The following is a 15,386-nucleotide window of genomic DNA, read 5'->3' on the forward strand; positions in this document are numbered from 1 at the left end:
CAAAATTGCGCTGGTTAAAGCTTCATTGCGTAGGGTGCGCCGTGCGCACCACACACATTAGCTGCTTCGGTGCGCGCGGCGCACCCTAGCTTATTCCACTTATTTTTGAGCCTCTCCTTTATCGAGCACTACAAAGGAACACAACAACGCCAGCGTCTGTTTTGCGTAAGTCTTAAATTGGATGAGTTATGGAAAAATTGCTTAAATTTTTTACTTCACTTTGCGCCACTGATCACCCTGCTTTTTGACGTAGTGACGATACACATAAGGCCAAGGTATGGCGGCATACACAAGAATCACCAAACCAATCGCAAATACATTGGGCAATAACTTATCATCGAAGGTTCCGTTTAACCAGAGTGGCAAAGGTACGGCAATGAGCCAAACGGTTTTCCATATTAATTCCCACATCAGTATAGGTAATAACTGTAAGGGATAACGAATACCCAAGACACACAGCAACCAAAACGCCGCCATCATAGCCGTTTCAACGCCACGGAAAAATTCCCAGGCTGCGAACGGTTTTTTGGATGCGATTACGTCTGGCCATAAGCTGAGTGCGAGCCCAACTACCACCAACAAGTACATCGCACGTAATACATAAAGACGGGTGAGTGAAACTTCATTCATCATTGTTCTCCAAGTGTTTTTTCATTAAATTCTGTGGAATAGAAATTACTTCAGTAGCTTCAATTGATCCTCTGCGTCAGCACGGGTTTTTGTGCCCAACGCTGGTGTGAAGGCCAGTGCTTTTTCGAAGAATGAAATAGCTTTGGCTTTATCGCCTAAAGCTTGCCATGTTTTACCGAGTCGATAAAACGCAGCGCCAGTTACTTCCATACTTAATGATTTTTCTAGATATGGCAGCGCCTCTTTCGCTTTTCCTTGCTCTTGCAATGACCTGCCAAGTCCCAGATAGGCGACTGAAGAATCAGGAAAGCGTTGTATCACTTCGCGAAACATTTTTTCTGCATCAACGAATTTTTTCTCTTTGATAAACGACTGTGCAATTTCTACAGCGATCTCGTTTTGTAACTGTGCGATGACAGCATTGCCGCCGCTATTGACTGCCAAAGCACCGCTTTTGGCTTTTTCTACATTCTCATCCTTGAGATCAAACTTCGCTTGCAATAAACTAGCCGCCGCTGGGCTAACTTTATGCATTTCAGCAATCACGTCTTTGGCTTTTGAATTGCTCCCGCCCATTAAACCAGGCACTTCCAAATAAAAGGTCATCAAAGAGTTCGCTGTATTAAAATTTCTTGGATCTAATTCGAGAGCTTTTTTGAAAGAATCACGAATTTTCCCCAGTGAACTAATGCCCGCCATCATGCCGCCTTTTTCTGCTTTGATGCCGAGCACATTACCAAGTGCTTCATGACATTCTGAGTTCTTAGGATGGCTTGCAATGCACTGTTCCGCAAGCTTGACGCCTTCATCGAGTCGAGCGACTTTTCCCTCGACTAGAATCAAATCGACTTTGGCTACTAAAGCATCGGCGTAATTCGCATCCGTCGCCAGTTTTGCTCCGATTGCGCGTTCTACCTCAGCATATTTTCTTGCCTTGATCAGCGCGCTGTATTCATGAGCTTGCGCTGACTGCATGCCAAGCAAGGGCGTGAACAATGGAGCGATCAAGATTGAAGCCGTGATGGCCCGGCGAATACGGGATGTTTGGTGAGAAAGGACAGTCATTTCATTTCCTTATTTAATTGGTCGGTATCAAGTGATCGAGACGATTTAAGCCGCAATCGATGATGAAGTATCGGCTCTACCACTCTACGCTTTCTATCAAAATCGGACGGATTACGGTCTGATCACCATGACTTGCGGTAGAAGTGCGGTGAGTTACATACGGAAATTGAATTGCGGGGGAGGATGAGAGACTGTTGGTGCCTGAACTTTTCAGTGTTGTTTGGCAGATGAAAATTTGCAATTCAATAAAGATCTCAATCCTCAGCACACCAGTATCTGAGTAAATTCATTGTTAGCGAATGGACTTTTGACGTAGGATGACGGGAGTCTATTTTCACATGCTAGTAAATGAGATTTAACGAGTTTTCTAGCCAATTAAGAATTGGAGTCCTCATGATGTATCACCGTGTTTTTTCTCTGTCTGCATTGCTGTGCGTACTGACAGCGCCATTCTGTCTTAATAGTGTTGCCGCGCCAGCAGTCGCTGCCAAACAAAGTTTTCATGCTGCGCGTTTACCTGCTAGTTTCTTCGCTGGAAATCGTGCACGTTTATTAGACGAACTCAAGAAAATGGGACCCGGCACGATTGCGGTGATTAAGTCGATGCCAGAGCAAAATCGCAATGGTGATAGTACACACATGTACCGGCAAGATTCTGATTTCTACTATTTGACTGGTGTCGAAGAAGCTGAAGCTGTGGCAGTTTTGGATGCTGATAGCAATCAAGCCTACACCTTGTATGTGCGCAAGCGCGACCCGCGTCGCGAAGCTTATGATGGCGCGCGGCTCGGCGTTGAAGGCGCATTAAAACTCGGCGCGAATAAAGCAGAATCATTCCCAGCAGCGGAAGCGAATCTAAAAAATCTTGTCAACAAAGCGCAGCGCGTCGTACTGGTGTCCAATTTTGATGAGGACTTCCGTAAAAAGATGTTGGATTGGGTCTACCCTTTCGGCAGCGACAATAATCACTCGTCTCACAAGCGTATCTTGGTCGATGGTCGCCACATCGTGGCAGAAATGCGCCTCATCAAACAAGCGGCAGAAATCGACATGTTGCAACGCGCAGTCGACGTCACTACTGCAGGGCATTTGGCCGCAATGAAAACGTCGCTCACTGCGACTAACGAGGGCGAAGTGGCTGGCAGTTTTCAAGGCACTGCCCGCAGCATGGGTGCGAGATTTACTGGCTACGACACCATCGCAGGGGCGGGGCGCAATAGCTGTGTTTTACATTATCTGACCAACGATCACGACATCGAAGCAGGTTCACTGATGTTGCTTGATGCTGGTGCGGAAGTGGGCTACTACACAGCCGACGTCACGCGTACCTGGCCAGTGTCGGGTCAATTTTCTAAGGAACAAAAAGCGATCTACGAGCTAGTTTTAAAAGCGCAAAATGCCGCTATTGATTTAGTTAAACCTGGTCGCGTACATCATGAAGGCTTTGATGCCGCGATGCGGATCTTGAGTGATGGCTTAGTCGATCTTGGCGTACTCCAAGGTGATAAAGACACCGTCTACAAAAGTGGTGCTTACAGCCGCTTCACCATGCATGGCATTAGCCATTGGATAGGTCTCGATGTGCATGACACGGGCGATTATCAAATGGAAACTGGCAAACGCGGAGGGCGACGTGTCTTGGTACCTGGTATGGCACTGACCGTAGAACCCGGCATTTACATCCCCAAAGATGCCAACGATGTAGACGCCAAATGGCGCGGCATTGGCGTGCGTATTGAAGACGTGATTTTGGTGACGCCAGAAGGTAATCGCAACATGAGTGAGAAATTGCCGCGCGCTGTGAAAGATGTGGAAGCGGTTTTGATGAAACGTAATTGATTCTCAATAGATGAGCATCCCACAAGACTAGTGGGATGCGATAAAACTATTAGCGTGCGTTGGTGCCGGTCTTTACGCACCTCGCGACTGACAGGGGCGTAATACAGGTCAAAATAGGTCGTGACGATGGTCTCATTTCGAGTGCTGGCTTGCAGTAGAAGGATAATCGGGATCACACGTTAGGCGCGCTGCGAACGAGCATTGTTTGTTTAATTACCAAATGAAAGAAACGTAGCATTTTTTTTCGAAATGGATAATTTTTGTTGCGCAATAAGATTGGCGAATTCAAATTAAAAATACCATTTACTTGCCTTTAATTCGCCAACGAAATCGCATTAATGGTGTGATCGAGACAGTTTTTTCTTTGCCATTTACATATGACTTAATTAAGACGTTCTCATCAAATGGCAGCTTCCCCTTACGTCCATTGTTAAATTGATACTCCAATTGTTTTCCATCTGAGTTTAGTGCCTCAATACCGTATGGACTTAAATCCCATTTGCTAGTTGATATTTTTGACAAAGCACATCGCAAAAATCCTTTTTTGTGAGTTGTTAGAATTCCCCACCTTGGCCAAATCGATACAAGCGTTGCCATTTGTTGGCCTGCTCCGACGACACCAACACGACTCGCATATATGTCTTCTATCGTTCGCGCTAACGTTCTCGTAGTACAAATGCAAGTATTTCTGTCCGACTCTGGTAATGTGTCAAAAGAAGTAGATGGCCCAAAGCATATAACTTTGTAAATTGGAATATGGCCTGAATAAAGTCGTTTTACTGGTACCCACGCTGCATCATTATCTATCAAGTCTTTTTTCATCCGCTCGGCTTTTTGTTGTAACTTAACTACTGGATTTGGAATCCATTTATTTGTCCGACCAGTCTGAATACATATTTTTTCGTCGAACAAATTAAAGAATGCAAAATTGCCGCCATATCGTTTTAGCTCTACAACAATCAGCACACTGTCAGTACAGCAAATCGCGTCAAATTCGCCTACGCCAGTTGGCGCGACGCGTTCTACGATGTGAATACCGAATTTGTGCTTTTTTGCTAAATCTCCCAAAATTTTTAAACCTGAATCCTCCGTTGAGGCACCTTTCTTTTCTCTCGGTGCGTCTTCAAATTCAAGGGAGTCAATTGAGCATAAATCAACTTTATTAATGTTATTCGTCATTCCACTTCTCCAAGTTAAACTTAAGGCTTCTCACCGAACGAGTAATAAAACAATTGGTCAGTAATTTCAATTCTACAAAAACAGGTGAATTGCTAAATTCAAAATATCAACAACACAAGGGATATCGACTTGGATATTTGTTCTATGTTGTGGACACTATTTAAGAAGTTGTACATAAGATAAAGTACCAAAAATCTTCGTCTTCAGCTGCGATTACTCTTTTACTTGATTGTAGACTTGCGTAATAGTTCTTTATGCGAGGTTGTATAACCTGATTAAATTCTCGATGGTGTAAATAGAGTGTTCTCGCCTGAATGGTGAACCCATGAAGCAGGAGTGTTTTGCTCACATCATCTGAAGAAGTTGCAGTATTTTTTCTACTTTCGTATATTTTTTTTGCTTCGTTGTTGAATTTTGCAATTACCAAATCGAATGCACCGATAATGCTAGGCCAAGCTGCCGCCGTGGCTTCATAAAAACGACTGTGTTTCCAAACTGTGCTGATTTGATTTAGAAATTGTGCCACATAGTCTCTTTCAAAAGCGTGATTGATAAGAAAGGCATGTATTGAATTGTCTGGAGGCTCCTTGTCGTAGAGCTTTTCCATCCATAGCTTACCAGCCTGTTGAATGAGTATTTTTTCGATGGGGGACTGTAACTTATCAATAACGTTGTCGAACAGCTGCTCAACTACGCGACGTGGTTTGCATCTTTCTGGTGATTTTGCTCGCCTTGTTTCTATTCGTGTCAACTTGAGTTCACAGAGCAACCCAATGCGGACAACGACTAATCTATGTTTTTCATGTGCTCTGGTGCCGACTTTATATTTTGCAGACGAGATCGCTTCTGCTTCAACGAACCATTTAAGAGCACTCATTGCGGCGTTCGGGAATTCGTAAACCATACAGCGTTCCGTTAGACGAAATCGCACGGTTGCAGGGGCAGTTCGAAATTCAATACATAATTCCGTAGCTATGGTAAGTGCTGACTCAGCAACGTGTTTGCCTGTGCTTTTAGCTTTCGCGTTCACCATCGCACTAAAAAAGATCTTATTGTATTTCAGAACTTTTTCGTAAGTCTCTGCCTCGGAAAAACCTATTGAGTCCCCATCGCTTAAGAAAATTTCAAGATAGCACAGAACGTAGTGCTTCATAATTTCAGCATCGATGCCAGACTGCCTCGTTGCTGCGACAGCAGCTTTGACACGTTCAAAAATCTTGCGAAGCCAGAAAACATCTTCTTCGCTGAAAACCGAATATACGAGTGCTTGGTTGAAGTGCAGCCAATCGAGTATGTCTAATGCTGCTGTTAGTTGTGGTGTTGGCCTAGCCATTGGGGTCGTTGCACGTCTCTTAGTCTGCGTAATCTTAGTAGCCTTTTTATCCTACAGAACGAATCGAATGTGCGCAAAGTTGCATATATAGGAACATGACGACGGGAAGTCTCGCAATCCTAAATAGCGTGGACTCCCTTCTTTCTTCTTGTGATTATCTCGCTAATTTTTCAGCCATTTATACAAACCGTAGGCTGCTGCGCCGACAGCTACAGGGGCGGCAGCGGTTATGATCAATCCCATTCCCATTCCTCCACCAACCACCGAACCGACGGCGGCAAGACCAGATGTAATCCCTGTCGCGCCCAACCCCGGTACGCCTAAGGCGGCTACAGCACCAACAGCCCCTACTCCACCAGTTGTCGCGCCGGCACCAACTACTTTTGTCTCGTTTTCCATATATTTCCTTTTGTGTCGTGAGTTGTTAATTGCAATACGTAAGTTAATTTTGTTGCTGAAAACTCGTTGTCAAAACAATCGCTCGATTGGCAACTTGGCGATTGAGATGTATTCTAATAAAAAAAGTAATGCTGCACACAATTAAATTTGTACGTACTTTTTGTGTACCAGTTCAAATTAGCGAGTCCATCATTTTCGCAACGTTGGTCGTAAAATGTTTTAGCGCAGGCAAACTATGCTCGCTCTTCCGAGTTCTTCGTATAACTGAACTCATTTATGTCGACATCTTATTACCACATTCGGGGCAAAACTTAACCGTAGTGTCTGGCAATATCGCACCACATTCTTTGCAACTCAATGCATTTAATTTTTTTCGCAACATTGCGACATGAATTACACACGGGATGGTAACCTTGAACGCTGGACCCGCCAGATCAATTGCTGTCCAAATACCTGAGATAGCCCAACCAATTGGCCCAGTTAATACTGATGCCCATCTTGCTATTGCAGCATTAGCTCCGATGCGTAAACCATGCCCTAAAATCATACGCGCAATTTGATTCGCAATAATTAATGTAAGTTGATATGAATAAAAACCACCTGCTCTGAATATAGCAATAAACGCTGCGGTACTAATTCCACCGCTATCAAGCCCACCTTTACTTCCCATCTCTTTAAGTAATTCTCTTTTTTCACCATCACTCATGTGATCAAGAGCTTTTTTTAAAATTGTCTCTAAAATGGCGTCTTCAATCTCATCAATTGAACGGTTTTCATTAAATGGTGCTTCCAGCTTTTTCGCAACATCACAGACTATTTCATGATATGCAGGGCCTTCTCCACGTAATACATTGACAAATGAGTTGCCGCCCATATCTCTTATTTCACGTGCAATTAGATCTGCGTATTGAGTATGATCAGGGTAACGCATCTTATACGCATCACTACTAGTTAAATTCTCTGAAATCTTATCTTTGACATAATCTACTAGTGGCTCAAGATCGTCCTTATCTGCTACTTCTAGAACGGGGTTTAAATTTTTGTCGAAAATAGATGTATTTTTCATGTTTATCATTGCTATTTAAGTTAGAAATTCAGAAACTATTTTTCTGATATATTTTCTTGTTGCCAGATCATTGTCGGAAAATACTAGCTCCGAACGAGAAGCAATTTTTTCTATGATTTCAGCAGACAATTCACCACCTTTTGCTAAGCTCTGAACCGCCAAAGCAATTCTTATGCGCTCATCAAACTCGCCACTTTCTCCTCTAACTAACAGGGGAGTCATTGATTCCTGCCTGAGCTTTGCGCGCCTTTTTTTCTGTCTTTCGGCTGCTGTCATTGCCATATTACCTCCGAAAACGTGACAGTCACGAAATAATAAGTGTGACTGTCACGTTTGTAAAGAAAAATTTTTCTATTTTTGAACATTTAATCCAAGAGTGATTCTTAAAAAATACAAATTACAACTCTAAACAATGGGAGATGCAGAATTAGAAAATTTGCTATGCTAGCGCCTCGCGATTATCCGGCAGTCTTGTCTTGGATAGTCAGCACTTATTTTATGAAAGCGTATTATGGCGTCATTGCAGGATCAATTTTTAAAAGCGGGCTTAGTTGATAAAAACAAAGCGAAGAAACTTCATCAAGACAAGACCCAGCAGAAAAAAATCGAGCGTCGGACTGGCAGCGAGAGCGTCGATGAGGCGCGTTTGGCGGCGCTTGAGGTGCAGCGTAAAAATGCCGAGCGCGCGCGGGAACTCAATGCGCAACGTGATGCTGCTGCCGCGCAAAAAGCAATTTTTGCACAGATCGTGCAGATGGTGCAAACGAATCGTCAGAGCAAAGGTGTGGGTGACATCGCCTATTACTATACGCATGGCACCAAGATCGATAAGATCTATGTGTCGGCAGAGGTGCAGAAACACGTAATTGCTGGCCGATTGGTGATCGTGTGCTTGGATGGCAAGACCGAACTAATTCCTCGGGCGATCGCCGATAAAATCGCCGAGCGTGATGAATCTTTGGTGGTGCGGGTGAAGAAGACATCGAACGAAATTGATGAGGATGATCCTTACGCTGCCTTTCAGATTCCGGATGACTTTACATGGTAGTGATTTGAGAGTTCAACAAGGTGCAATTTTTTTCGTAAGGTGTATTGCGCGGTATGACGCCTAATCAAGGGGAAAGTGATTTTCTTTACTTTGTTTAATCACGACGTAAATTGCTGTGCTGTTGAGTACATGACCGTCGGACGGTGTAATACGCCTGTGGCACGCCTGTGGCTATTACAGCCTACTTATTGCATAACCATCCCTTAGAGGCTTGTGATGCAGGTACTTAAATAGGCTGACAAATACCGGTTGGAAAACTACATCTGTTTAAAATGATGTAAATAACTACGGCTCACCGGTAATTTATCAGCACGGCCTTTCATAAATACGCTGGCAGTTTCGTTTTCTCCGCGCGTCACATGACTCACCATATTGATATTCACGACCACCGAGCGATGCACTTGAATGAAGTGCGTGCCGTCGAGTTGATCTAGTAATTCTTTCAGAGAACTCCGAATTAAAGCTTCAGCGGGTTTGCCATCTTCGCCACGCCAAGCAATTAAGGTGTACTTTTCGTTCGAACGTAAAAAATCGATATCAGCGACGGGAATCATGCGTAAAGACTGACCGACCATGGCTTTAATCCAACGCAAGTGTTCAGGTGCCGCTTTCTTTTGCATTCGCGCTTCTAACTTATCCAACAACATTTCGATGTCTGGCGCTTCTTGTGATGTACCAAGACGTTCTCGTACGCGGGCAACTGTGTCAGCAAGGCGGCTTGGATCCACAGGTTTCACCAGATAATCTAAGGCACCTTGGGTGAAGGCTTCCACGGCATATTCACTATACGCCGTGACAAAAACTAAATGTACACCACGCCCCATTTGACGTGCCGCTTCTATACCCGTCATGCCTGGCATATGTACGTCGAGAAAACACACGGTTGGTTTAAGCGCTTGGTATTGTTCGACCGCTTCGCGTCCATTGCGCGCTTCTGCGACGATTTCTAATTCGGGCCAAGTTTGCGCCAACATACGGGTTAATGCGTTACGTAAGAGAGGTTCGTCATCGGCGATCAGTGCGGTAGGGTGAGTTGCGGTCATGTGAATCCCCTATGACAAATTGGTCGTTGTATTGTCCAGTTGCGCTGGAAAATTGATCTCTGCATGAAAGCCATGCGGTTTGATTGCCGTCAAACTGAGCTGTGCCTGATCGGCGAAAACTAATTGTAATCGTTCACGCAGATTTGCCAAGCCTGTGCCTAGGCCCTTACTCCCTTGACCGCCACTTAAGCCGATGCCAGTATCGCGCACTTGCGCCACACAACGATCATTTTGTAATCGCACCGTGACATCAATACGACCCCCTTCTTCACTCGGATCAATCCCATGACGCACAGCATTTTCGACTAAAGTCAGCAAGCTCATCGGCGGGCACGGTATCTTTAGCGCAGCATCATCGACATGAAATGAAAACTGCAATCGGTCCGGCATACGCATGTGCATTAATTCTAGATAAGCGCGCACTAATTCCAACTCTTGTCCCAAAGTGCTTACTGCACTATTTAAATTGGGAACCGCTGCGCGCAAATAGGCAATTAAACTACCTAACACCCGCGATGCCTGAGATGAACCAGAATCCACCAACTCTCGGACATTCGCCAAGGTATTAAAAAGAAAATGTGGCTCCACCTGCGCTTGCAATAAACGCAAACGTGAATCGAGTGCATCACGGGCAAACTCGCTTCGTTCCAATTCAAATGATAACGCTTGCCTCTGCGCCTGACCGTTGATATGACGATATAGCGCTGACATCGCGATCCATGGTGAAAATAATAGACCTGCACCAATCATCTCACCACAACCATCCAATTGTGCCTGCACTTTGTACCAAGGAATGGGCTCGCCTATGGTCGTCAATGTATAGGCGAGCGCTGCCGCAAATGGAACCACGATCGCGACCGCTGCTAATTGAAGAACCCAACGGGCTATCCAACGGGGTAAACGTTTCGGCCAACGTTCAACAATTCCAAACGCCGTTAACTGAATCATACCAATCAAGGCTAAACGAACAAAAATCGTAATCCACCAAGCCGTCCAAGTGAACTTCATCATCATACTAAGAATGAGAGTCGCCACTAAAACCACTTTGATACGCTGCCAACCGTACATTGGAGGTAGTGTCGACAAAGCGTTTGATAATTCTTTACTATCCATGATGTAAGCCTATACGAAGGATGAAAATTAGCTGCCCTTGTTGCCTTGAGTGCGAACTAAGATAGACAGAGTTTACCCTCCTTGTTTGGATAGGGCTATTTCTACTAGATGGTTGACGTTAGTCGATCGTCGAACGACGGTATAGCTTGACCAACCGCGGCTATTAGGTCCGGCAATGATTCAAAGCGATGATATCGCGGGAGGAAATTTCTTGGCTTTGTGGCTGTTGTCTCAGCTTCATTGCTTTGTTTACTGCCAAGGCTTCGCCTTTACATCGTCAATTTGGAACTCGTCTCGGCATCATCACAAGTTAAAGGAATCAGAAAACTTTCCACCTTCTTTTAACTTTGTTCATTCGATCTGAGTGGCCCTCAACTGATTCTTTAAAATTAATCCCGTAGTTCTTGTTATAGATTTAATTTGAGCTGTTGTAAGGAATTGGCGTTCAATATCTGGCAATAACAACATATTTCATACTAAACATTCAATGGTTTTGAGGAAATACGGAATTTCCTCAGGCTTTTTCACAAAAAATCAAAAGATACCCGCAAAAAAGTAAAGGCTGTTTCTGCGTGGTGCAGCGCAATACGCTAGAATGGATCTAAATAAAATCTAAGCCCATCCATCCAATACCGTCCAATCAATCGCAGATGAACGCTCCAGCCCACAATTTAGGCAGTCTTCCACCAGGCACTCCTTCATTTAATGATGATCATGCACCGCAAGCTGCTGCTCCTTCTCGTTTACGTGAAATTCCGTACAACTACACCTCGTTTTCCGACCGCGAAATTGTCATTCGTCTATTAGGTGAAGAAGCTTGGGCTTTGCTTGATAGTTTGCGCGGTAAACGTCAAACAGGGCGTTCGGCACGTATGTTGTATGAAGTGCTTGGCGATATCTGGGTCGTGCGTCGTAATCCGTACTTGCAAGACGATATGCTGGAAAACCCCAAGCGCCGCCAGGCTTTGATCGATGCATTGGATCACCGTTTGCATGAAGTCGAGAAACGTCGGGTCGCTACTGACTCGATTAATTCTGAAGATGCAGACCGTAGCAATTCAGTTGAGATTCTGGTGAATGCAGCGCGTAAAGCGGTGGCGGATTTTTCTAAAGAATTCCGTGATACCTACGACTTGCGCAAAAAAGCCAATAAGCTGTTGGCCAAATACACGGCGAAAGACAATATCAAATTTGATGGATTGAGCCGCGTTTCTCACGTGACTGATGCGACCGATTGGCGGGTGGAATATCCGTTCGTCGTGTTGACGCCAGATACCGAAGATGAAATGGCAGGCTTGGTTAAATCCTGTATCACCCTGGGTTTAACGATCATTCCTCGCGGCGGCGGCACTGGCTATACCGGTGGTGCAATTCCATTGACGCCGATGTCGGCGGTGATTAATACCGAAAAACTGGAGCAATTAGGCGCAGTTGAAATGATGCGCTTGCCCGGTGCTGATCGCGATTACGCGGTGATTTATTCCGGCGCCGGTGTGGTGACGAAACGGGTTTCCGATGCCGCGGATAAAGCGGGATTTGTATTCGCGGTTGATCCAACTTCTGCCGAAGCCTCCTGCATAGGCGGTAATGTCGCCATGAATGCTGGTGGTAAGAAAGCTGTGTTGTGGGGCACCGCGCTCGACAATTTAGCGTCTTGGCGCATGGTTGATCCGAATGGTGATTGGTTGGAAGTCACGCGCCTCGAACATAATTTCAGCAAAATTCATGATGTGGAAGTGGCGAAATTCCAATTGGAATGGACGCATCCCGGCGAGAAAACGCCGTTCAAAACCGAGCTATTAAATATCCCCGGACGCACCTTCCGCAAAGAAGGTTTGGGTAAAGACGTGACCGACAAATTCCTTGCGGGTTTGCCAGGTGTACAAAAAGAAGGCTGCGATGGTTTGATTACGTCAGCGCGCTGGATTTTGCATAAGATGCCGAAGTTTGCGCGCACGGTTTGTTTGGAATTTTTTGGACAAGCACGCGATGCCATTCCTAGCATCGTTGAGATCAAAGATTACCTTGATGGCGAAACCAAAAAAGGCGGCGCTATTCTTGCAGGTCTTGAACATCTCGATGAACGTTATTTAAAAGCGGTTGGTTACACCACCAAATCAAAACGTGGTGTGATTCCCAAAATGGCCTTGTTTGGCGACATCGTTGGCGATGACGAAAATGCAGTGGCACAAGCAGCTTCTGAAGTGATACGCATGGCGAATGCGCGGGTCGGTGAAGGTTTCGTTGCTGTCAGTCCGGAAGCACGTAAAAAATTCTGGTTAGATCGCGCAAAAACTGCCGCGATTTCTAAGCATACCAATGCGTTTAAGATCAACGAAGACGTGGTCATTCCGCTTGATCGTATGGGCGAATACACGGATGGTATTGAGCGCATCAATATTGAACTCTCGATCCAAAATAAGCTGGCCTGTATCGCCGCATTGAAAGAATTTGTCTTGCGTGGCAATCTACCTTTGGGTAAGAGCGAAGACGCCGATGGCGATGATATTCCAGCGGCAGAATTACTTGAAGACCGCGTCTCGCAAGCCGATCAATTGCTGAGTGAAATACAGGCAGGCTGGACTTATTTGTTGACGCAACTCGACCAGCCTTTGCGTGATGCGCGCGTTGAACTCAACAAGCTTGGTCTCGATAAGCTTGATTTTGTGTTTGAACAACGCTTGCAAAAGCAGCCTGATGCGACTCTATTTGATGTGGTGCAAGACCGTACTATCCGCGTCTCTTGGAAAACCGAAGTACGCGCCTTGTTGCGTCAGATTTTCAATGGTGCGGCGTTCAAATTAATCTTGGATGAATGCACTGCGATTCATAAAAAAGTTTTGCGTAGTCGTGTCTTCGTTGCCTTGCATATGCATGCTGGCGACGGCAATGTGCATACGAATTTGCCAGTCAATTCAGATGATTACGACATGCTGCAAGTTGCTCATCATGCGGTCGCGCGCATCATGGTGTTGGCGCGTTCTTTGAACGGTGTGATTTCTGGTGAACATGGTATCGGCATTACCAAATTAGAATTTTTGACTGAAGATGAGATCAAAGATTTCCGTTCGTACAAATTGCGCATTGATCCAGAAGGGCGCTTCAACAAAGGTAAGCTCTTAAATCTGCCTGAGTTTGCTGCCGATTTGCGTAACGCGTACACGCCTTCGTTTGGTTTGATGGGACACGAGTCTCTGATCATGCAACAAAGTGATATCGGTGCGATTGCGAATAGCGTCAAAGATTGCCTGCGTTGCGGTAAGTGCAAACCGGTTTGCTCAACGCATGTGCCACGTGCAAATCTCTTGTATTCACCACGGAATAAAATTCTGGCGACTTCTTTGTTGGTCGAAGCCTTCTTGTATGAAGAGCAAACGCGTCGCGGTATTTCGATTAAACATTGGGATGAATTTTCCGATGTGGCTGATCACTGCACGGTGTGTCATAAGTGTGCGAACCCTTGTCCCGTCGATATTGACTTTGGCGATGTGTCGATGAATATGCGCAATCTTTTGCGCAAAATGGGGCAGAAGAAATTTAATCCGGGCACGGCTGCGTCGATGTTTTTCTTAAATGCGACCGACCCGGCGACGATTAATGCGACCCGCCAAGTGATGATAGGCTGGGGTTATAAAGCGCAGCGTTTTGGTCATGATTTTTTTAAGAAATTTGCCAAGTCGCAGACCAAAGCACCTCCAGCGACGGTTGGTAAAGCGCCTATTAAAGAGCAGGTTATTCATTTTATCAATAAGAAAATGCCGGGCAATTTGCCTAAGAAAACGGCACGTGCTTTGCTTGATATTGAAGACGATAAAATCGTACCGATTATCCGTAATCCGCAAACCACAACGGCGGATACCGAAGCCGTGTTTTATTTCCCTGGCTGCGGTTCTGAGCGTTTGTTCTCGCAAGTTGGTTTGGCAACGCAGGCGATGTTGTGGAATGTGGGCGTACAAACTGTTTTGCCACCGGGCTATTTGTGTTGTGGTTATCCGCAACGCGGTGCTGGGCAGTTTGATAAAGCCGAAAAGATGATGACGGATAATCGCGTGCTGTTTCATCGTATGGCGAATACTTTGAATTATCTCGATATTAAAACGGTGGTCGTATCCTGTGGTACTTGTTACGATCAATTAGCTACCTACGAATTTGATAAGATATTCCCAGGTTGTCGCATTATTGATATCCATGAATTCTTGATGGAAAAGAACGTCAAGCTCGAAGGCGTGACAGGCACGCGTTACATGTATCACGAGCCATGCCATAATCCTATGAAATTGCAGGAATCCGGTAAAACGATTAATAGCCTGATCACGACGGTCGATAATGTAAAGATAGAAAAGAACGAACGTTGCTGCGGTGAATCCGGTACTTTGGCAGTGAGTCGCCCTGACATTTCTACTCAAGTGCGTTTCCGCAAAGAAGAAGAGATGACCAAAGGCGCGGACAAATTGCGCAATGACGGATTTACTGGCGATGTCAAGATTTTGACTTCTTGCCCATCCTGTTTGCAAGGTTTGTCACGCTATAACGATGATAGTGGTACGCAAGCCGATTACATCGTGGTCGAAATGGCGCGTCACATACTCGGTGAAAACTGGATGCCAGAATATGTGGCGAAAGCGAATAATGGCGGCATAGAACGCGTTCTAGTTTGAGGTAGATTAGGGT

General features: G+C 45.2%; 12 protein-coding genes. 3 read left to right on the forward strand and 9 right to left on the reverse strand.

The genetic code is table 11. The features are described from left to right. Positions 1-210: 210 nt before the first annotated feature. Both H8K33_RS15220 and H8K33_RS15225 read right to left on the reverse strand, forming a co-directional pair. Positions 211-633: a hypothetical protein gene (locus H8K33_RS15220; RefSeq protein WP_246443647.1), complete on the reverse strand. Its 423-nt coding sequence runs from the start codon at positions 631-633 to the stop codon at positions 211-213. A gap of 42 nt (positions 634-675) precedes the next feature. After that, positions 676-1,695 carry a tetratricopeptide repeat protein gene (locus tag H8K33_RS15225; RefSeq protein ID WP_186891902.1) on the reverse strand — a complete coding sequence of 340 codons (1,020 nt, stop codon included), beginning with the start codon at positions 1,693-1,695 and terminating at the stop codon, positions 676-678. 393 nt (positions 1,696-2,088) lie between these two features. Here H8K33_RS15225 and H8K33_RS15230 point away from each other — a divergent pair, with 393 nt between their 5' ends. Then, complete coding sequence (locus tag H8K33_RS15230; protein WP_186891903.1) at positions 2,089-3,534, forward strand: aminopeptidase P N-terminal domain-containing protein; 1,446 nt, start codon at positions 2,089-2,091, stop codon at positions 3,532-3,534. 303 nt (positions 3,535-3,837) lie between these two features. Here H8K33_RS15230 and H8K33_RS15235 read toward each other — a convergent pair whose 3' ends face one another. From H8K33_RS15235 to H8K33_RS15255, 5 genes are all read right to left on the reverse strand, one after another. Beyond that, positions 3,838-4,713 (reverse strand): nuclease-related domain-containing protein, encoded by an 876-nt coding sequence (locus H8K33_RS15235; RefSeq protein ID WP_186891904.1) that lies wholly within the window; start codon positions 4,711-4,713, stop codon positions 3,838-3,840. Between the two features lie 160 nt (positions 4,714-4,873). Next, complete coding sequence (locus H8K33_RS15240) at positions 4,874-6,046, reverse strand: hypothetical protein (protein WP_186891905.1); 1,173 nt, start codon at positions 6,044-6,046, stop codon at positions 4,874-4,876. Positions 6,047-6,208: 162 nt separating this feature from the next. Further along, the gene (locus tag H8K33_RS15245; RefSeq protein WP_186891906.1) at positions 6,209-6,445 is read right to left on the reverse strand and encodes a hypothetical protein; all 237 of its coding nucleotides are present in this window, start codon (positions 6,443-6,445) and stop codon (positions 6,209-6,211) included. Between the two features lie 274 nt (positions 6,446-6,719). After that, positions 6,720-7,511, reverse strand: coding sequence for a ubiquinol-cytochrome C chaperone family protein (locus H8K33_RS15250; protein WP_186891907.1), 792 nt, complete (start codon positions 7,509-7,511; stop codon positions 6,720-6,722). A 15-nt stretch (positions 7,512-7,526) separates the two neighbouring features. Continuing rightward, the gene (locus H8K33_RS15255; protein WP_186891908.1) at positions 7,527-7,793 is read right to left on the reverse strand and encodes a hypothetical protein; all 267 of its coding nucleotides are present in this window, start codon (positions 7,791-7,793) and stop codon (positions 7,527-7,529) included. Positions 7,794-8,022: 229 nt separating this feature from the next. On the opposite strand from H8K33_RS15255, the gene H8K33_RS15260 reads away from it, so the two are divergent. Next, entirely contained in the window at positions 8,023-8,559 is a 537-nt protein-coding gene (locus H8K33_RS15260) for a DUF2058 domain-containing protein (RefSeq protein ID WP_186891909.1), read from the forward strand. 257 nt (positions 8,560-8,816) lie between these two features. Here H8K33_RS15260 and H8K33_RS15265 read toward each other — a convergent pair whose 3' ends face one another. Next, positions 8,817-9,602, reverse strand: coding sequence for a LytR/AlgR family response regulator transcription factor (locus H8K33_RS15265; RefSeq protein ID WP_186891910.1), 786 nt, complete (start codon positions 9,600-9,602; stop codon positions 8,817-8,819). 9 nt (positions 9,603-9,611) lie between these two features. Then, positions 9,612-10,715: a sensor histidine kinase gene (locus H8K33_RS15270; RefSeq protein ID WP_186891911.1), complete on the reverse strand. Its 1,104-nt coding sequence runs from the start codon at positions 10,713-10,715 to the stop codon at positions 9,612-9,614. Positions 10,716-11,365: 650 nt separating this feature from the next. Between H8K33_RS15270 and H8K33_RS15275 the strand changes: the two genes are divergently transcribed. After that, positions 11,366-15,373: a DUF3683 domain-containing protein gene (locus H8K33_RS15275; RefSeq protein ID WP_186891912.1), complete on the forward strand. Its 4,008-nt coding sequence runs from the start codon at positions 11,366-11,368 to the stop codon at positions 15,371-15,373. The last annotated feature ends 13 nt before the right edge of the window (positions 15,374-15,386 follow it).

This window comes from Affinundibacterium amnicola (assembly GCF_014284275.1).
Classification (GTDB): domain Bacteria; phylum Pseudomonadota; class Gammaproteobacteria; order Burkholderiales; family Burkholderiaceae_D; genus Undibacterium; species Undibacterium amnicola.

What these genes read in the sequence shown, in the direction of transcription:
- H8K33_RS15220 (WP_246443647.1), bottom strand. Translation starts at nt 633, where the DNA reads ATGATGAATGAAGTTTCACTCACCCGTCTTTATGTATTACGTGCGATG.
- H8K33_RS15225 (WP_186891902.1), bottom strand. Translation starts at nt 1,695, where the DNA reads ATGACTGTCCTTTCTCACCAAACATCCCGTATTCGCCGGGCCATCACG.
- H8K33_RS15230 (WP_186891903.1), top strand. Translation starts at nt 2,089, where the DNA reads ATGATGTATCACCGTGTTTTTTCTCTGTCTGCATTGCTGTGCGTACTG.
- H8K33_RS15235 (WP_186891904.1), bottom strand. Translation starts at nt 4,713, where the DNA reads ATGACGAATAACATTAATAAAGTTGATTTATGCTCAATTGACTCCCTT.
- H8K33_RS15240 (WP_186891905.1), bottom strand. Translation starts at nt 6,046, where the DNA reads ATGGCTAGGCCAACACCACAACTAACAGCAGCATTAGACATACTCGAT.
- H8K33_RS15245 (WP_186891906.1), bottom strand. Translation starts at nt 6,445, where the DNA reads ATGGAAAACGAGACAAAAGTAGTTGGTGCCGGCGCGACAACTGGTGGA.
- H8K33_RS15250 (WP_186891907.1), bottom strand. Translation starts at nt 7,511, where the DNA reads ATGAAAAATACATCTATTTTCGACAAAAATTTAAACCCCGTTCTAGAA.
- H8K33_RS15255 (WP_186891908.1), bottom strand. Translation starts at nt 7,793, where the DNA reads ATGGCAATGACAGCAGCCGAAAGACAGAAAAAAAGGCGCGCAAAGCTC.
- H8K33_RS15260 (WP_186891909.1), top strand. Translation starts at nt 8,023, where the DNA reads ATGGCGTCATTGCAGGATCAATTTTTAAAAGCGGGCTTAGTTGATAAA.
- H8K33_RS15265 (WP_186891910.1), bottom strand. Translation starts at nt 9,602, where the DNA reads ATGACCGCAACTCACCCTACCGCACTGATCGCCGATGACGAACCTCTC.
- H8K33_RS15270 (WP_186891911.1), bottom strand. Translation starts at nt 10,715, where the DNA reads ATGGATAGTAAAGAATTATCAAACGCTTTGTCGACACTACCTCCAATG.
- H8K33_RS15275 (WP_186891912.1), top strand. Translation starts at nt 11,366, where the DNA reads ATGAACGCTCCAGCCCACAATTTAGGCAGTCTTCCACCAGGCACTCCT.